General features: G+C 65.4%; 7 protein-coding genes. All 7 read left to right on the plus strand.

Translation table 11 applies throughout. From position 1 onward, the window contains the following. The first annotated feature begins 384 nt into the window (after positions 1 to 384). Positions 385 to 1,179 carry an ABC transporter ATP-binding protein gene (locus ACN8M7_RS13655; protein WP_490261104.1) on the plus strand — a complete coding sequence of 265 codons (795 nt, stop codon included), beginning with the start codon at positions 385 to 387 and terminating at the stop codon, positions 1,177 to 1,179. Further along, positions 1,179 to 2,159, plus strand: coding sequence for a FecCD family ABC transporter permease (locus tag ACN8M7_RS13660; RefSeq protein WP_490261105.1), 981 nt, complete (start codon positions 1,179 to 1,181; stop codon positions 2,157 to 2,159). Before ACN8M7_RS13655 ends, ACN8M7_RS13660 begins: the two co-directional genes overlap by 1 nt. After that, positions 2,156 to 3,199 (plus strand): FecCD family ABC transporter permease, encoded by a 1,044-nt coding sequence (locus ACN8M7_RS13665; RefSeq protein ID WP_490261106.1) that lies wholly within the window; start codon positions 2,156 to 2,158, stop codon positions 3,197 to 3,199. The genes ACN8M7_RS13660 and ACN8M7_RS13665 overlap by 4 nt, the downstream gene beginning before the upstream one ends. Positions 3,200 to 3,227: 28 nt before the next feature. After that, a complete protein-coding gene (locus tag ACN8M7_RS13670; RefSeq protein WP_490261107.1) occupies positions 3,228 to 4,166 on the plus strand; it encodes an ABC transporter substrate-binding protein in 939 nt (312 codons plus the stop codon). Positions 4,167 to 4,340: 174 nt separating this feature from the next. Then, on the plus strand, positions 4,341 to 5,333 hold the full coding sequence (locus tag ACN8M7_RS13675; RefSeq protein ID WP_490261108.1) for a TauD/TfdA family dioxygenase: 993 nt from the start codon (positions 4,341 to 4,343) through the stop codon (positions 5,331 to 5,333). Between the two features lie 65 nt (positions 5,334 to 5,398). Then, positions 5,399 to 10,201: an acyl carrier protein gene (locus tag ACN8M7_RS13680; RefSeq protein ID WP_490261109.1), complete on the plus strand. Its 4,803-nt coding sequence runs from the start codon at positions 5,399 to 5,401 to the stop codon at positions 10,199 to 10,201. Then, positions 10,198 to 19,728, plus strand: a complete 9,531-nt coding sequence (locus tag ACN8M7_RS13685; RefSeq protein WP_490261110.1) for an amino acid adenylation domain-containing protein — start codon at positions 10,198 to 10,200, stop codon at positions 19,726 to 19,728. Before ACN8M7_RS13680 ends, ACN8M7_RS13685 begins: the two co-directional genes overlap by 4 nt.

Raw genomic sequence — 19,728 nt, forward strand, 5'->3', positions numbered from 1 at the left:
GCGGTGTGTTCCGGGCGTTCTTGCAACGATACGTGGCGCATGCGTGACGGGTCCTGTTGTCTTTAGAGGTATGTCTGCGCGTGGCCGAGGACATTCTGACGATCCATCATGGCGCAGCGCTGTTGGCAGGTTGCTATAGCGCCGTGAACTCTACATCTAAATGAGAAAGATTTGTACTACTTAACAATTTATTGTCTTCACTAGGCTATTGCTGCAAGCTACGTGCAATGACCCAAGGCTCGAACACTGGCACGGAGCAAGGCAAGTCGAGCTGGGTACGATTTTCGCGGTGAACCCCGTATGTCCGTCAGTCTGTCTGGCCTTCGAGCTGGTCAGTGGTTGGCGGCGTGGTTCGAATTCGAGTGTGTGCGCATGTTGAAAGCGATGCGACTTCAGCTCCGGTTTGACGAGCTGAAGGTGCTGGATGACATCAGCCTGACGATTCCCGATGGCTGCTTTACCGCGCTGATTGGCGCCAATGGCTGTGGCAAGACCACCTTGCTCAATGTGCTGGCGCGCATGCAGCGTGTGGCCAGTGGTGAGGTGCTGCTCGAGGGCAGGCCGCATGCGCAGTTTTCGCGGCGCGAGTTGGCTCAGCGCGTTGCTCTGTTGCCACAGCGCACCACCTCACCTGCCGGTATCACGGTGCGTGAGCTGGTCATGCAGGGGCGCTACCCCTGGCAGAACTGGTGGCAGCAGTGGAGCGAGAAGGATCAGCAGGCAGTGGATCGAGCGGTAGCGCTGGCCGACATCACCACGCTGCTGGATCGCACCTTGTCCACCCTGTCCGGTGGCCAGCTGCAGCGCTGCTGGATCGCCATGACCCTGGCGCAGGACACGCCGGTGATCCTGCTCGACGAGCCCACCACCTTTCTCGATATTGCCCACCAGATTGCCTTGCTCGAGCTGTTGGCCGAGCTGCGTGACCAGGGGCGCACCATTGTCGCCGTGTTGCACGACCTGAACCAGGCTGCGCGCTACGCAGATCATCTGGTGATGCTGCGCCGGGGCAAGGTGCATGCGCAGGGGGCTCCAGCGGATGTGTTCACGCCGGACAACCTCAAGGCCGTATTCGATCTGGATGCGCACATCATTACCGATCCGCATTCGGGCGACCCTTTGTGCGTACCGGCTTCATCCACACGCTCTCGCGTCGTTGATTGCCAGGTAAGCCTGTGATGCGTGCGTGGGCCTGGCCGATCTGGTTGTCGATTCTGGTGGGTGTCGGCCTGGCCTCGATGCTGCATCTGGCGGTGGGCGCCAAGTCGATCCCGTGGAGCGATGTCTGGCAGGCGCTGGTGGCCTACGACCCGAGTAATTCCGATCACAGTGTGATTCAGGGCTCTCGTCTGCCGCGCCTGTGGGTGGCAATGGCGGTGGGTGGCTGTCTGGGTCTGGCGGGCACGGTGATGCAGGCCGTGGGGGACAACCCTCTGGCTGATCCGGGCATTCTTGGTATCAACAGTGGTGCGGCGCTGTTCGTGGTGGTGGGGCTGCTGGTGTTGCCCGGCAACGACATGAGCATGATTCCGCTGTTCGCCTTCAGTGGTGCTCTGGTTGCCGCAGTTGGGGTCATGCTGCTGGCGGGGCGTAGGCCCAATCCGGTGCGCCTGACGCTTTCCGGGGCAATGATGGCCGCGCTGTTCGGTTCCATCACGGCTATCTTGCTGCTGCTCGATCAGCAGGGGCTCGATAGTCTGCGCCGTTGGCTGACCGGCTCGCTGGGCATCGCTGGCGCCAACCTGCCAAGCTGGCTCTGGCCATACCTGGCCGCAGGTGTGGTGCTTTGCCTGATCAACGTCCGGGCACTGAATGCCTATCGTCTCGGGGCGCAGGTGGCTTCGAGCATGGGCGTCAATCTGCTGCGCATGCGCCTGCTGAGTCTGGCTGCGGTTGTGCTGCTGTCTGGCTGCGCGGTGGCCCTGGCCGGGCCTATCGGTTTCGTAGGGCTGGTGGTGCCGCATGCAGCGCGGCTGCTGGTAGGGCATGACTTGCGTCGCCTACTGCTGGCGACGCCATTGCTGGGCGGCTTGTTGCTGATTCTGGCCGATGTCGTTGCGCGTACCCTGGTCAGCCCCTATGAACTCAACACGGGTATCGTCACGGCGCTGATCGGTGGCCCGGTGTTCGTCGTCCTGGTGCTGAGGAAGTTGAAATGAGCCGCTGGCTGACGACGCCCAGACGTCTCGCCGGGCTGCCCTGGATCGGCCGGCCGATCGATATGCTGTCCGCGCTGTTACTGGTCGTGCTGCTGCTGGGGTTGGCGCTCTACGCCGCCACGGTGGGCAGCTATTCGCTGGGTATGGCTCAGCTCTGGCAGAGCCTGTTTATCGGCGATCTGTCGGCCATACAGGACAACGTGCTGTGGGAGTTGCGCCTGCCACGCATCTTGCTGGCGATTCTCGGTGGCGCGGCCATGGCTTTGGCAGGCGTGCTGATGCAGTCGCTGACGCGTAATCCTCTGGCGGCGCCCGGCCTGGTAGGGGTGGAGGCGGGGGCCAGCGTCACCATGCTGCTGATTCTGGTGCTATGGCCGTCAGCGCTACCGCTGCAGCTTTATCCAATGGCGGCGTTGCTGGGCGGACTGGCGGTGGCGTTGTTCATCGTCGGGCTGTCCTGGCGCGGCGGCATCGCACCACTGCGTTTGATTCTGGTTGGTGTGGGGCTGACGGCCATGCTCGGCGCCGTCGCTGACCTGCTGATCACCTACGGCAATATCGATCGCGTCGAGTCGGCACTGATGTGGCTGGGCGGTAGCCTGCACCGTGGCGGCTGGCCGCAGGTAAAGAGCCTGGCGTTGTGGTTGCTGATCGCAGGGTTGCCGCTGCTGTTGTGCCATCGTCAGCTCAATCTCATGCAGTTGGGTGAGGGCGTGGCGCTCAGTCGAGGCCTCAACCTGACCGGGCTGATGCTTCTGTTGTTGCTCAGCAGCGTGATGCTGACCGCCGCGACGGTGGCCAATATCGGTGTGATGACCTTCGTTGGTCTGGTCGCGCCGCACCTGGCCCGCCAGCTTTGTGGTGATCGACATGGTGCGTTGCTGCCACTGTCGGCGCTGTTCGGCGCCGTACTGGTCTTGCTCGGCGACACCCTCGGCCGGGCGTTAATGCCACCGCTGCAGCTACCTGCCGGGCTGGTAGTGGCGCTTATCGGTGCACCCTATCTATTGGTTTTGCTGGCGCGGCAACGCAACCGTTGACGCGCCTTCACTCAAGGACATGACGACGATGATGGTAACGCTGAGAGCTTTTTTGCTGCTGGGTTGTGCGTTGGTTGGCCTGACTTCCGTGCAGGCGTTCGCTGCTGAGATGCGGGTGTTCGAGAATCAGTTTGGCCGCGTCGAGGTGCCGGTTGCGCCGCGTTGCGTGGTGTCCTTGCACGACCTCAGCCTGACTACGCAGTTGCTCGAGCTAGGGGTAACGCCCTGCGGCTCCGCCGGGCGCAAGAAGCTGTTCTCCGATGCGCTGTTTCGTGGTGCTCAGCAGCGTTTCGACGTTTCCGCCATCCGCTATGTCGGCTCGCACCAGTCGCCCGATCTCGAGGCCATTGCCGCGCTGAAGCCGGACCTGATCGTCGGGCTGTCCTATCACGAGGAGCTCAAGGAGCGGCTGAGCAAGATCGCGCCCGTGGTGCTGCTGCCGGCGCGCGAGGCCGATATCAAGACCTACGCCAAGGAGCTGGCCGATCTGGTGGGCAAGCAGCAGCGCTACCAGGAGATGCTCAAGGAGTACCAGTGGATCGTTGGCGAGTTCGCCAAGCGGGTGAAGGATCCCGGGCGCATCACCGTGACCACCCTGGAGGTCTACCCGGATGGCTTCCAGTTGATTGGTCGCTCCGGCATGGATGACGTGATCGCCGACTTCGGCCTGGGGCGCGTGGCGGCCTTCAAAGAGGCGCGCCAGAATGTGCCTTACAGCCTGGAGCGCATTGGCGACTTCGACAGCGACTTCATCATCGATACCTACGAGGAAATGCTCGACTCGGAAGCCGGCACCGAGGCGTTTCGCCGTTCGCCGCAATGGCAGAACCTGTTCGCGGTGAAGAATCATCAGTTCCTCTACTTCAACCGCAGCCGCTTCGCCGACACCATGCAGGGCATGATCGGTTCGGCTTATCTGCTGCTGTCGCACATTGGTGAGCGTGCCTACAACCTGCAGGAAAAATGATGATGCTCTGTTTCGGCATGGCCAAATAGTGGCTCTGACTCGCCTGTTTCGGGGGTTTGCCGCGACGCTGTGAACGATTCGTGTTTTATTCTCAAATAATATTAATTCCTGTTTGATAGTGAGTTTGTTTTGCGATAATTTGGTGCGCCTAATCAGTAGCACCAAGGAATCCAGATGCTTACCGACTCGCTCTCCCGCGCAGACCATTCACTGGATAGGGTTCAGGCAGATAGCGAGGGTGCTCTGCCATTCATCTTGCGTGCCCCGGTGCCGGGCGAGTCCTGGCGCGATCATGCCGATCTGATCAGGCGCACTGTCGACAGTCAGTTGCAGGCCGCTGGCGGCGTCCTCTTCCGTGATTTCGCCTTTCGCGACGCCGGTGACTTCGAGGATTTTGCCCGCAGCTTCGGTCATGAGCTGTTGACCTACGACTATGCGTCCACGCCGCGTACCAAGCTCAACAGCCGCGTCTACACCTCGACCGAATACCCCGCTCACCAGGTCATTCCGCTGCACAACGAACAGTCCTACTCGTTGAATTGGCCAATGAAAATCTGGTTTCACTGCATCCAGGCGGCGCAGGCCGGTGGTGAAACCCCGATTGCCGACAGTCGCCTGGTCTATCAACGCATCGATCCCGTCATTCGTCAGCGCTTCGCCGACAAGCGCCTGATGTACGTGCGCAACTACGGCAATGGGCTGGATCTCACCTGGCAGCAGGCCTTCAGCACCGAAGATCGCAGCGAGGTCGAGCGCTTCTGCCGCCTCAGCCAGATCGACTTCGAGTGGAAGGACGATGGCGAGCTGTGCACGCGCCAGATCTGTCAGGCCATTGCTCAGCATCCGGTCACGGGGGAGTGGGTCTGGTTCAATCAGGCGCACCTGTTCCATATCTCCAACCTGCCGGCGGCACTGCGCGAAACGCTGGTGTCCATCGTCGGCGAGGAGGGCGTGCCGCGTAACGTCTTCTACGGCGATGGCTCGCCCATCGAGCTGGACGCACTGGAGCATGTGCGCGATGTGCTGCAGCGCACTCAGGTCAGTTTTCCCTGGCAGGCCGGCGATGCGCTGATGCTCGACAACATGCTGGTCGCCCACGGGCGTTCCACCTTCCAGGGGCCGCGCAAGGTCGTGGTGGCCATGGCCGAGCCCGCACCAGCGGGCTGATGCCCTCACTCCTGATGCCGCCGCGCAGGCGGCAGACCTCGAATCTGCAAGAAGAAGGACGACACATGCTCGATCGCTTGATGCGTGACTGCTGGCTGCGCGGTATTCGCCTGTCCGCGAGTGAAGGCCGTTTGATGATTGCGGCCGCTACGCCGCAGGCCTTGAATGCCGATCTGGAACAGGAGCTGCTGGCACGCAGCGGTGAGATTCTGTCGTGGCTCGAGCTCCACGCGGATTATTTCGCGGCGCGCCCGCTCAGCGATAACGAGCAGGCTCTGTGGTTTCTGCAGCGCATGGAGCCGAACAGTTGCGCCTACAACATCGCACTGGCTGGGCGGGTCAGGCCGCAGTACCTCTGGGCCGATCTGCCGCAGCGTCTGGAGCGGGCCTGGCAGGTGGTGCAGCAGCGCTACCCGCACCTGTGTAGCGCCTATGTCGAGCGTGATGGCGAGTTACTGCAATGGGACAGCCGCCCGCAGCCCACCTCGCTGCAATGCGAAACCTTGCAGGGTGCAGATGCAGCCAGTATCCAGCGCCGCGTGATCGAGCTGGCTGACACGCCTTTCGACCTGGCCGCTGGTGAAGTCAGCCGCCTGGTGCTGTTGAGCAATGAGCTGGGTGAACGTACCGAGCACACGGTATTGCTGGGTATTCACCATATCGCCTCCGACCTGACCACCTTCGATGTGCTGTTCAGTGAGCTGTTCGCCCAGGTCGATGAGCAAGCGCTTGCCGATGTCGACCCTCAGGCCTACCGCAACTGGTGTTGCGATCTGTACGTGCGCAGCGAGGCGATCGAGGCCGAGGAGCTGGCCTGGTGGCAAACGCAGTTGGCTGATGTGCCGACGCTGGAGCTGCCGACCGATTTCGCCTATGGCAGCAGTCAGGGCTTCGACGGTGGGGAGCTGTCGTTTCATTTTGGCGCCGACGACAGCGAGCGCCTGCGTGCGGTGGCCAGGCGTCTGGGTGTGACGCCCTACGTTTATTGGTTCTCGTTGTTCCAGCAGTTTCTCGGCGTGCTGTCGGGGCAGGATGATTTCGTCCTCGGCACGCCCAGCGGCTGGCGTCTGAAGCGCGAGCAGGCCGAGCTGCCGGGCTATCTGGTCAACCCCTTGCCGGTGCGCTGCCGTTTGCGTCGTGACCTGTCCAGTGCTGAGTGGGCCAAGCAGGTGGCAGCCACTGTCAGGCAGACCTTGCGCCATCGTCACTATCCCTTCGCGCGGCTGGCCAAGCATCTGGATCTGCCGCGGCAGATGGGCCGGGCGCCGGTGTTCCAGCACATGTTCACGCTGAACAAGGAACGTGACGTGCCGTTCGAGCGTTACATCGAGCGCATGATCGGCGAGCAGCGTGGCGCGGCTCACGAACTGAACCTGGTGATAATCGATGACCTGCCCGAGTTCATCGGGCGCTGGCGCTACAGCAAGGCGCTGTATCGGCGCGAAAGCGTCGAGCGTTTCCAGGCGCAGTTCCTTGCCCTGGTCATGGCGGCCATGGAGCAGCCGGACGTGCCTTTCTCCGAGCTGAACTGGCTGGCTCCCGAACAGCGTTCGCAGTTGTCTGGCGAGGTTCTGCCGGTGCTGGAGGAGAGTGCCTGGCAGGCCTTCACCAAACACTGCTCGGCAAAACCGCAGGCCATCGCCCTGGAGGATCGGCAGGGCCAGTTGAGTTATGCCGAGCTGGCCGGAGCCGTGGTCGCCCGTGGCGAGCGCCTGCAAGGCTCGCTGAGCGCGCTGGGAGATCGGATTGCCCTGTGCCTGCCACGCAGCCGCGAACTGGTGATGCATATGCTCGCCGCCTGGCAGTGCGGCGCCACCTATCTGGCCCTCGACCCGCAGTGGCCCGAGTCGCGCCTGCAGGGCATCTGCCTGGATGCCACGCCCAGGGTCTGTGTCGGTATGGGTGAGCGCCCGCACTGGTTGCCAACGTCGGTACAGTGGCTGGTCGTGCCGAGTGCGCCGCTATTTAGCGATGCACCGCTGCGTGCCGGTCTACCCGCGGATCTGCCGGCCTACGTGGTCTACACCTCCGGCTCCAGCGGGCGGCCCAAGGGCGTGGAGGTGACCCAGGGCAACCTCATTCACTACGTCAGCGCCTGCCTGGAACGCCTGCAACTGAGCTACGAAGCCAGCCTGACGAGCCTGGCCAGTTGCGCCACGGATCTGGGCCACACCGCCTTGTTCGGCGCACTGCTCAGCGGCCGGCGCTTACGTCTGCTGGACGAGGCGCTGGCCTTCGACGCCGAGGAATTGGCGGCGCTGCTCGGGCAGCAGCCCGTGGACATGCTGAAGATCGTACCCTCGCACCTCAATGCCCTGCTGGTGGCCAGCGAGCCGCAGCGTCTGTTGCCGCGTCAGTGTCTGGTACTTGGCGGCGAAGCCTTGGGCGCCGATCTGCTGGCGCGGGTGCGTGCCCTGAGCCCGAGCCTGCGTATCGTCAACCACTACGGGCCCAGCGAAACCACGGTGGGCGTGTTGACCCACGAAGTTGAAGGCGAGGGCGACGCGCCGCTCGGACGTCCCCTAGGCAACGTGCGCATCAGCGTGCGCGGGCCGGATGGCGCAGTGCTGCCGGCTGGCGCCAGCGGCGAGCTGTATATCGAGGGCGCGACCGTGGCGCGTGGTTATCTGAGTGCCAGCGAGGCCGATCAGGCGCGCTTCGGTAAGCTGGGTTACCGCACGGGCGACCGGGTGCGCCTCGATCATCTGGGGCGAGTGCTGTTCCTTGGGCGTCTGGACGAGCAGGTGAAGATTCGCGGCTATCGCGTCGAGCCTTCGGAGGTGGCGGCGCAATTGCGCGCGCTGCCACAGGTCGAGGACGTGCGCGTGCTGAATGTACCGACGCCGCTGACGGGCAATCGCCTGGTGGCTTTCCTGGTCGCCGCGCCGAGCGCACTGGCTGGCATTCAGGCGGCTCTGCAGGTGCGCCTGCCGGACTATATGCAGCCGGCGCAGTGGCACTGCCTGGAGGCCATGCCGCTGCTGGCCAATGGCAAGGTCGATCGTCTGGCGCTGTTGACGCTGACCGAGCAAGCGCCGCGCAGCGTCGAAGCGCGTGCCGAGCAGCCGTTGAACGAAGTCGAACGCGCTTTGCTGGCGATTTGGCGCGAACTGTTGGGCAACCCCGGCATCGGTCCGGACGACAACTTCTTCGCCCATGGCGGCGACTCGATTCTCGGCCTGCAGATCATTGCCCGCGCACGCCAGCAGCGGATCACCCTCACGCCCAAGCAACTGTTCGCCGAACCCAGCGTGCGTGCGCTGGCGCTTGTTGCGCAGACGCCGCAGCGGGCCAGGGTCGAGCGCCTGCTGACGATTGCCCGGGAGATTCTGGAGAAGCCTGATCTGCAAGCCGACGACAACTTCTTCGCGGTCGGCGGCGACTCGATCCTCAGCCTGCAGATCATCGCCCGCGCCAAGCAGCAGGGCCTGCAGCTCAAGCCCAAGCAGATCTTCGAGTTTCCTTCGGTCAGCGGCTGGGCCGAGCAGGCCGTGGACCTCGCCAGTGTGGTCGAACAAACCAAGGTCGATAGCGCCGAGCCGAGCGGCGCTTTCGCCCTGACGCCGATCCAGGCCTGGTTCTTCGATCAGCAGCAGAATACGCCGCAGTACTGGAACCAGTCTCTGCTGCTGGCCGTTCAGCAGCCGCTGGAGTCGGCGCGCCTGGGCCAGGCTCTGGCTACCTTGCTGCAGCGTCACAGCAGCTTGCGTCTGGTCTTCGAACGGGGCGTACAGGGTTGGCAGCAACGCTATCAGCCGTGGTCGGCAGAGATGGCCGGCAAGCTGCTGCAGGTGGTCGATCAGCCGTTGGATGACGTGCTGCTGGAGCAGTGGCAGCAGGGCTGGCAACTGGATAGAGCGCCCTTGATCCGCTGGGTGTATTTCACCGGCAGCGGGCATCTGCTGTGCACGGCGCACCATTTGCTGGTCGATGCGGTGTCCTGGCAGGTGCTGCTAGAGGAGTTGGAAAGCCTGTACCTCGACCCGCAGGCCGCGCTGCCAGTCGTTTCCGCCAGCTTCCATCGCTGGAGTGAGGCCCTGCAGCGCCATCGTCAGGAGCCGGCCGTTTTGGCTCAGCGCGAATACTGGCAGGCGCAGTTGGCAGAGGAGGGCGAGGTGACCCGCGTGGTCAGCCTGTACGGCGAAAGCCGCACGCTGGAGACGCGTCTATCTGCCGAGAAGACTGAGCAGTTGCTGGGCGATTGCCATGAGGCCTACAGCACTCAGGTGCAGGATCTGCTGGTCGCCGCCCTGGCCTCTGTCATCGGTCAATGGCTGGGACGCGAGCAGGTCACCCTGGAGATGGAAAGCCACGGTCGCAGCGGCTGGGAGCAGGGCCCGGATCTGTCGCGTTCGGTGGGCTGGCACACCAGCCGCTACCCCTTGGCCGTGCCCGCTGCCGAACAGCCGGAAGAGGCGATCATCGCTGCCAAGGAGACATTGCGCCGCGTGCCGGAGCAGGGCATCGGCTACGGCCTGCTGCGCCTCGATCCACAGCAGCTTGGTGCCGCCTCGCTGCTCACCTTCAACTACCTGGGCCGTGTCGATCAGTGGCTCGGCGGCTCGCGCCTGTGGCGCCTGGCGCAGCCGCTGTGCCCGGCCATGCGCGCCCCCGACACCTGCCGCACCCATCTGCTCGACGTCACCGCCCTGGTCGACCAGGGCCAGTTGCACATCGAATGGCGCTACGCCCCGCAGGTGCATGAGCAGGCCCTGATCGGCGCGCTGGCGCAGCAATTTCAGCAGCGCATCGAAGCCCTGCTCGAACACTGCCTGGATCCCGAAGCCGGTCGCGCCACCGCCGCCGACTTCGCCGACTCGGGGCTTTCCGATGACGAATTCCTCGGTCTGCTGGAGCAACTGCAATGACCATCCCCGGCGCCCCCATATCCCCAGCCCACGGCAAGGAGACCCTCGGCATGAACGACAAGGTCAAGGCACTTTCCCGCAATATCGAGGCCATCTACCCGTTGGCGCCCATGCAGCAGGGGCTGCTGTTCCACAGCCTGATGCATCCGGGCAAGGGCATGTATCTGCTGCAGTACCGCCATGTCATGGTGCTGCCGCAGCTCGATCTGCAGGCTTTTCGCCAGGCCTGGGCACAGGTGGTGGAGCGCCACGAACTGCTGCGCACCTCCTTCGTCTGGAAGCAGCAGAAGCGCCCCATGCAGGTGGTGCACAAGCAGGTCGAACTGCCTATCACCTATGAGGACTGGTCGGCTATCGACGAGGCCGAGCAGCAGGCGCGCCTGGAACATCTGCTGGCCGAGGAGCGCCGCCAGGGGCTGGATTTCACCCAGGCGCCGCTGATGCGTGTGCGCCTGTTCAAGCTGGCGCCAGACACCTATCAGTTCGTGCGCAGCTATCACCACATACTGATGGATGCCTGGTGCTTCTCCATCATCATGATGGACTTCCTCGACGGCTACCGCGCGGCGCGTGAGGGGCGGCGCCTGGAACTGCCCAAGCCACGCCCGTACCGCGATTTCATCCGCTGGCTGGAACAGCAGAAACCTGAAGAGCATCAGGCCTTCTGGCAGCAACGCCTGGCCGGTTTCGACACGCCCAATCAATTTGGCTTCGGCCACCCTGGGCGCGTTACGGATGCGCCGGAGCCGGTGGAGGATTGCGTCGAGCACCTCAGCGTCGAGCAGACCCAGGGCCTGCAGCAGGCCGCCAGCCGTCTGGGCATCACCCTCAATACCTTGGTGCAGGGCGCCTGGGCCTTGCTGCTGGGGCGTTACAGCGGCAATCGCGATCTGCTGTTCGGCGTCACCGTGGCCGGGCGCCCGGTGCACATGCAGGGCATGGAAAGCATCGTCGGGCTGTTTATCAACAGCCTGCCGCTACGCTGGAACTGGCAGCCGCAACAATCGCTCGGAGCCTGGCTCAAGGCTTTGCAGGCGGAGAACCTGAGCCTGCGCGAGCACGAAAGCGTGTCGCTGGCGCAGATTCAGAGCTGGAGCGAGGTGCAACGCCAGGATCTGTTCCAGAGCCTGTTCGTCTTCGAGAACGCGCCGATTTCCGCCAGCCTGCGTCAGGGCCAGTTGGACTACCTGATCAGCGACATGGCCAACCGCACCCACACCAACTATCCGATCACCGTGGTGATCGTGCCCGGCGAGCGCCTGCACCTGCAGTTGACCTACCAGACCGACTGGTTCCTGCGTGATGAAATCGAGCAGATGCTGCGCCACTTCCGCACGCTGCTGCTGAACATGGGCGAAGCCCTGGCGCGCGATACGGACACCCCGCTACAACGCCTGACCATGCTCGATGCCATGGAGATTGCTCAGCAGCACGCCTGGGCCACTGGCGACGTGGCGGCGGACGAGGCGTTGTTGCAGCCGCTGTACATCGAGCGCCTGCAACAGCAAGTGCGGCAAACGCCCGAGCGAATTGCCGTGGTGCATGGCGAGCGTAGCCTTACCTTCGATCAACTGAACCGCGCTGCCAACCGCCTGGCCCGCCACCTGCGCGCCAATGGCGTGCAGGACGGCGACCTGCTGGCACTGCTCGACGAGCGCGGCCTCGACCTGGTGGTGATGATCCTCGCCACGCTCAAGGCCGGTGCCGGCTGGCTGCCGCTGGATCCGCGCAACCCGCCGCAGCGTCTGGCGCAGGTGCTCACCCAGAGCCGTTCGCCGTTGTTGATCCATGGCGCCGAGCAGAGTGACCTGGCCCTGCAGGCGCTGCAGCAGATGGCCCAGCCGCCAGCAGCGATCCGCTACGAGCCAGCAGCCCTGAGCGACTACAGCGATGCCGATCTGGATCTCCCCGTGCATGGCCTGTCGCTGGCCTACTGCATCTTCACCTCGGGTTCCACCGGCACGCCCAAGGGCGCCATGGTGGCCCACGCCGGCATGCTCAATAACATCCTCGGCAAGTTGCCGGGCCTGGGTCTGAATGAGCAGGACGTGATCGCCCAGAGCGCGCCGCAGTGCTTCGACATCTCCGTCTGGCAGACCCTTGCCGGCCTGGTGCTGGGGGCGCGCACGGTGATTCTCGGCGACTGCGTGATGCAGAATCCCGAGGCCCTGGCCGAGGCCATCGCGCGGCATGGCGTGAGCATTCTCGAGGCGGTGCCGTCGCTGATGCAGAGCCTGCTCGACGCAGGCCTGGAGCGCAGTGCGCTGCGCTGGGTGCTGGCCACTGGCGAGGCGCTGCCGCCAGCGCTGGCGCGGCGCTGGTTCGAGCGCTACCCGGACATTCCGCTGATGAATGCCTACGGCCCGGCGGAATGCTCCGATGACGTGGCCTTCCACCCGCTCACCGAGCGCTTGCCCCAGGCGCGTAGCAGCGTGCCGATTGGCCGCGCCACCCTGAACAATCGCCTGTACCTGCTGGATGCCGAATTGCAGCCGGTGCCGCGCGGTGCGGTGGGGGAAATCTTCGTCGCCGGTGTCGGGGTTGGCCGTGGCTATATGGCCGACCCGGCGCGCACGGCGGCGGTGTTTCTGCCGGACCCCATCGCCAACGACGGCAGCCGCCTGTATCGCACTGGCGATCTGGCGCGCTTTTTAGCCAATGGCGAACTGGAGTATGTGGGGCGTACCGACCACCAGGTGAAGATTCGCGGCCACCGTATCGAGCTGGACGAGATCGAAGCCTGCCTGACCCGTTATCCCGGCGTGCGTGAAGCGGTGCTGCTGGCCCGCGACGACCAACAGCGCGCCAAGGTGCTGGTGGCCTACGTGGTGGCCGAGCCGCAGCCCTCCATCGAGGCGCTGCGCGAGTTCGTTGCGGCCAACCTGCCGCCGTACATGCTGCCCAGTGCGTTCATGCTGCTCGAGCGTATGCCGCTCAACGCCAACGGCAAGATCGACCGCAAGGCGCTGCCGGCACCCGACTTCGCCGCGCAGAGCGAGGCTCGTTACGTGGCGCCGAGCAGCGAGCTGCAAGCGCAATTGGTCGAAGCCTGGCAGTCCGTGCTCGGTCTGGCGCGCGTCGGCATTGAGGATCACTTCTTCGAGCTGGGTGGGCATTCGCTGCTGGCCACGCAACTGATCGGCCAGATCGGCAAGCTCAGTGGCAAGGAGCTGCCCCTGCGCGTGGTCTTCGAGCGCCCGACCATCGCGGCCATGGCCGAGTGGCTGGAGCAGCAGGAAGCCGGCGAGAGCAATGCGCCGATGAGCCTGCCGCGTCCGCAGGACCTGCCGCTGTCGTTCGCCCAGCAACGCCTGTGGTTCCTCCAGCAGCTACAGCCGCAAAGTCCGGCCTACAACCTGGCCGGCGCGGTGCGCCTGAGCGGCGACCTGCATGTGGCTGACCTGCAGGCAGCGCTACAGGCCCTGGTCGATCAGCATGAAATCCTGCGTACCCGTTTCGTCAGCGATGGCGGCGAGCCGGTGCAGGTCATCCTCGCCAAGGCCGAGCTGGCCCTGCCGCTGATCGAGGTGGCCAGCGAGGCGCAGTTGCACGAGCTGCTGCGCCAGGACGCGATGACCCCGTTCGCCCTGGACAGCGCGCCACTGCTGCGTGCCTGCCTGTATCGCCTGGGGCCGCAGGCGCACGTGCTGGCGCTCAACTGTCACCATATCGTCGCCGATGGCTGGTCGCTGCAACTGATCATCGACGGCCTCTGCGCCCATTACCGCGAGCTGCGTCAGGGACGTGAACCGGCGTTGGTCGAGGCGCCGATGCAGTACGCCGACTATGCCTTGTGGCAACGCCAGTGGATGGACAGCGCCGCCTGCCAGGACGAACTGACCTACTGGCGCGAGCAGTTGTCCGGTGAACTGCCGGTGCTCGAACTGGCGGCCGATTTCCCCCGTCCGGCCCATGCCAGCCAGGCTGGCGGGCGCGTCGAACAGCGCCTGCCGGATGGGCTGGCGGCGCGCCTGCGGGCCTTCAGCACGAGCCATGGCTGGAGCAACTTCATCCCCATGCTCTGCGCCTTCCAGTTGCTGCTGCGCAGTCGCAGCGGCGAGCACGACATCCTCGTCGGGGTGCCTGCGGCCAACCGTCACCATGCGGCGTTGCAGCCGCTGGTGGGCTGCTTCGTCAACACCCTGGTGTACCGCCAGAACCTCTCCGGCACGACCAGCCTGTTGCAGCACATGAACGAATTGCAGGCGCTGTCGGTGGCGGTGCAGTCGCATCAGGATCTGCCCTTCGACTACCTGATCGAACAGCTCGGCGTGGCCCGTCAGGTCAGCTACAACCCGTTGTTCCAGGCCATGTTCAACTACTTCCCAGGCCATGCCCTGGAGCGTTTCGAGCTGACCGACCTGATCGCCGAACCCCTCGATAATCGCCCGGACAGTGCCCTGTGCGACCTGCATCTGGACGTGCGCGACAGCGAGCACGGCATCGCCCTGAGCCTGCAGTACAGCAGCGAGCTGTTCCGCGAGCAGACCGCCCAGGCGATGCTTGATCAGTACCTGGCGCTGCTCGACGCCGTGCTCGGACAACCGCAGCAGGTGCTCGGTGAACTCGCCTGGCAGCCCGAGCAGCGCGCGCTGGCCCGCTTGCACGGTGAGCCTGTGCAGGGTCAGGAAGACATCCTGCTGGCCTTCGCCCGGCAGGTCGCCGAGCAGCCCGGGGCTATCGCCGTGCAGGCTGGCGAACGGCACCTGAGCTATGCCGAATTGAATCAGGCCGCCGAGCGCCTGGCCGCCGCCTTGCAGGCCCGTGGCGTCGGCGCCGAGGACCGCGTGGCGCTGCGCCTGCCGCGTGATGCGCGTTTGCCCATGGCCATGCTGGCCATCCTCAAGGCCGGCGCCGCCTACGTGCCGCTAGCCGAGGACACCCCGGCCGAGCGCGGTCGCTACATCCTTGCCCACGCGCGGCCACGGCTGTGCCTGACCAATGCCGAGGCCCTGGCGGAACTGGCCGAGTGGGGCAGCGATGTCGAGTTGCTGGATATCGATGTGCTGACGACCACCGAGCCTTACTACGCGCCGAGCGTACATCCTGCCCAGCTCGCCTATGTGCTCTACACCTCGGGTTCCACCGGGCAGCCCAAGGGCGTGGCCATCGAGCGCGGCAACCTGATGAACCTGATGCTCGGCGTGCAGCAGGTGCTGCCATTAACGGCGCAGGACAGGGTGCTGGCGCTGACCACCGCCACCTTCGATATCGCCATCGTCGAGCTGCTGCTGCCGCTCGGTCGCGGGGCCAGCATTCTGCTCGCCGACCGTGAGCAGGCACGCGACCCGCAAGCCCTCGACCGCCTGATCGAGGCCGGCCAGCCGACGGTGATGCAGGCCACGCCGGCCACCTGGCGCATGCTGGTGGCACACACCCAGCGCAGTTGGCAGGGCGTGCGCGCCATTTCCGGTGGCGAGGCCCTGCCAGCCGCGTTGGCCGAGGCCATGGAGCAGCGTGGCGCCCAGGTGATCAATGGTTACGGGCCGACCGAGGCCACCGTCTACAGTACCTTCGAGCCGCGCCAGGGCGACAGCAGCGGGGTCGAGGTGCCGATTGGCCAGCCTGTGGTCAATACGGCCGCCTACGTGCTGGATGCCGACCTGCAACCCGTTGCACCGGGCGTGTCCGGCGAGCTGTACCTGGCCGGTGCCAACCTGGGGCGGGGTTACTTCGCCGCGCCGGGGCTGAGTGCGGCGAGCTTCCTGCCCGACCCGTTCGTGCCGGGCGCGCGCATGTACCGTACCGGCGACCGCGTGCGGCGCAATGCCAACGGCAGCCTGGACTACCAGGGGCGCCTGGACTTTCAGGTCAAGCTGCGTGGCTTCCGTATCGAGCTGGGCGAGATCGAGGCCTTGCTGGCGCGCGTCGCCGGGGTGCGCGAAGCGGCGGTGGTGCTGCTTGGCAGCGGCGACAGTGCGCGCCTGGTGGCTTACTACTCGGTCACCCAGGCGGCGGGCGAGCTGACTGATGCCGTGCTGCGTGAGCAACTGGCGCAACACCTGCCCGACTACATGCTGCCGAGCCAATTCGTGCGCCTCGACACGCTGCCGTTGAGCCCCAGTGGCAAGGTCGAGCGCAAGGCGCTGCCGGCCCCCACGCAGCATGAAGGCCAGCGCTATGGTGAGCTGAGCCAGCCCTGGGAGGCGCAACTGGCCGAGCTGTGGTGCGAGCTGCTCGGTTGCAACACGGTGGGCGCCAGCGACAACTTCTTCGCCCTCGGTGGCCATTCGCTGCTGGCGGCACGGCTGGTGGCGCGCATCGCCGAGCGCCATGGTCGGCAACTGGCGCTGCGCAGCGTGTTCGAGTGCCCGACCCTGGGCGAGCTGGCGGCCAGCCTGGCTGCTGCCGAGGGGGCAGAGGAGAGCATCCTGCGGCCATTCGGCGAGGCGCCGGCGCCGCTGCACTTCACCCAGCAGCGGCTATGGTTCCTCGACCGCTTGCAGGGCGATACCCAGGCTTACCATCTGTCCCTGGCCATGCACCTGCACGGCACCCTGCGAGCCGATGTACTGGAACGCGCCCTGGCGCAACTGGTACAGCGTCAGCACAGCCTGCGCAGCGTGTTCAGCGAGACGGACGAAGGCGCACGGCAGCAGGTCGTGCAGTGGCACGGCCCGCTGCTCAGCGTCGCACCCTTGCAGCAGGATGTACGTTCGCCGGCCTTTGCCCGCACCCTGAGTGAGGAGGCGCAGCGTGCCTTCGACCTGACTCGCGCGCCGCTGTGGCGCGTGCGCCTGTACCAGGGCGAGGGGCACAGCGTGTTGCAGGCCACCTTGCACCACATCATCGCCGACGCCCGTTCGCTGGAAATCTTCTTCGATGAGCTGCAACGCCTGTATCAGGCCGAGCTGAGCGGAGCCCAGGCGGCGCTGGCGCCGTTGCCGTTGCAGTTCAGCGACGTCGCTGCCAGTTGGCAGAGCTCAGCCGGGCAGGCGCTGATCAAGGCGCAACTGGACTACTGGCGGCAGACCCTGGCCGGCGAGCCGCCGGTGTTGGATTTGCCCACCGACCTGCCGCGCCCTGCCGAGCAGGGCTACCACGGGCGGCGCCTGCGCTTCGAGCTACCTGCCGAGTTGGTCGAGCGTCTGCGTAGCACCGCACAGCGCCATGGCCTGACCGCCTTCGCGCCGCTGCTGGCGGCGTGGAAGGTGCTGCTGGCCCGGCATTCCGGGCAGCGCGAGCTGTGGATCGGCCTGCCGGTGGCGCAGCGTCAGCAGGCGCACACCGACAACCTCATCGGCTACTTCGCCAGCACTCAGGTGCTGCGCAGCCAGATCGATCCGCTGCAATCGGTGGCGTCGTTCTGGCAGGCGTTGCAAGCCACCCACCTGACCGCCCAGCAGCACGCCGACGTGCCCTTCGAGCGCTTGGTGGAAGCCTTGCAGGTACGCCGTGATCTCAGCCATACGCCGCTGTTCCAGGCGCTGTTCAACCTGATCCAGCGCGACGACGTGGCGGCGGTCGGCCAGGGCTTCGCCGGCCTGCCGGCGCAGCGCCTGGATGTCGAGAGCGACAGCGCCCTGGTGGACATCGGCCTGCATATCGAGCAGCACGGCAGCGCCTGGCACTGCGTGCTGGAGTACAACACCGAGCTGTTCGTCGCCAGCACCATGCAGCGCTACGCCGACGAGTACCGTCACCTGCTCGACGGTATGCTGGCGCGACCCGAGGCGCGGCTGTGGGATATCGACCTGGCCAATGCCGATCACGCCCTGACCCGCCGCCCATGGAACCTGCCGGCGCACACCCTGAGCGAGACGGAAGACCTCATCGCCCGCTTCGAGCGCCAGGTCTTGCAGAGCCCAGATGCACTGGCCGTTGATTGCCAGGAGCAGCGTTACAGCTATGTCCAGCTCAATGCCCTGAGCAACCGCCTGGCCCACTGGCTGCGCGCCCAGGGTGTCGGCTGCGACGATCTGGTTGCCCTGTGCCTGAGCCGTGGCCCCTGGCTGCTGCCCTGCATTCTGGCGATTCACAAGGCGGGCGCGGCCTACCTGCCGCTGGATCCGCAGCAACCGGGCGAACGCCTGCGCTTTATCATCGAGCACGCACGGCCTGCACTGGTGCTCAGCGAGCAGGCCTGCGCCGAGGTGCTCGTCGCTGTCGACAGCACGCTCGTCGAGCACCTGCCGTTGGATGCACAGCCCGCGCATGACCTGGCCTTGCCGGTGGCGCCGCAGCAGCGTGCCTATGTCATCTACACCTCGGGCTCCACCGGCACGCCAAAGGGTGTGCAGGTCACCCGTGGCAACCTGAGCAACCTGCTCGTCGGTCTCGACCAGCAGTTGCCGTTGACGGTCGAGGACGTCTGGCTGGCCAGCACCACCTATGCCTTCGATATGTGCAAGCCGGAGCTGTTCCTGCCGCTGCTCAAGGGCGCGGCCATCCTTCTGGCGCGGCGCGAGCAGGTGGTCGATGGTCACCGCCTGTTCGAGCTGCTGCGCCGTGCCACGGTGTTCCAGGCCACCCCAGCCGGTTGGCAGCTCCTGCTGGAAACCGGGCGTGACGACTGGCCGGCCCTGCGCGGCCTGATCGGTGGTGAAGCGGTGCCGGCCGAGTTGGTCAAACTGCTGCAAGCCAAGGGCGTGCAACTGATCAACGCCTATGGGCCGACGGAAACCACCGTCTGGTCGACCACCCAGGCGCTGCGCGAAGTGCCGGCCGGCGTGGCCGATATCGGCATGCCGCTGCTCAACACCCGTTGTTACGTGCTCGACGAATGCCTGCGGCCCGTGCCGCTGGGCAGCACCGGCGAGCTGTATATCGCCGGCAGCGGGGTGACCCGTGGTTACCAGCGGGCGCCGGCGATCACCGCAGCGGCGTACCTGCCCGACCCGTTCGCCCGCGAGCATGGCAGCCGCATGTACCGCACCGGCGACCTGGTGCGCCGACGCAGCGATGGGCGCCTGGCCTACGTCGGCCGTGCCGATTTCCAGGTCAAGGTGCGCGGCTTCCGTATCGAACCGGGGGAGATCGAATCGCTGCTGCGCCGTTACCCCGGCGTGGAAGAGGCGGTGGTGATGCTCGATGGTCGCAGTCACAGCCTGTTTGCCTGGTTGCAAAGCCCGAGCCCGGTCGACGAGGCGGCGCTGCGCCGTCATCTGGAAAGCCTGCTGCCGGCCTACATGGTACCGGCCGGCTTCATCCAGGTGCAGCGTTTCGCTCTTAATGCCAACGGCAAGATCGACCGCAAGGCCCTGCCGGCGCCGCAAGCGCAGGCCGAGCAAGGGGTGGCGCCACGCACGGCGCTGGAGCGCGAACTGGCCGAGCTGTTGCAGGAGCTACTCGATCTGCCGCAGGTCGGCGTGCTCAGCAGCTTCTTCGAGCTCGGTGGCCATTCGCTGCTGGCGATGCGCCTGATGACCCGGGTGGAGAGCCGCTTCGGCGTCAAGGTCGAGCTGCGCAGCCTGTTCCATAACCCGACCATTGCCGGCCTGGCCGAACAGATCGAAAACCCGCAGCGGCCTTCGACCGACCAGGCACTGGATGAAATGCAGCGTTTGCTGGCAGAGATGGAAGACTGA

Origin of the sequence: Pseudomonas spartinae (assembly GCF_965197125.1) — a bacterium.
Classification (GTDB): Bacteria; Pseudomonadota; Gammaproteobacteria; order Pseudomonadales; family Pseudomonadaceae; genus Aquipseudomonas; species Aquipseudomonas composti_A.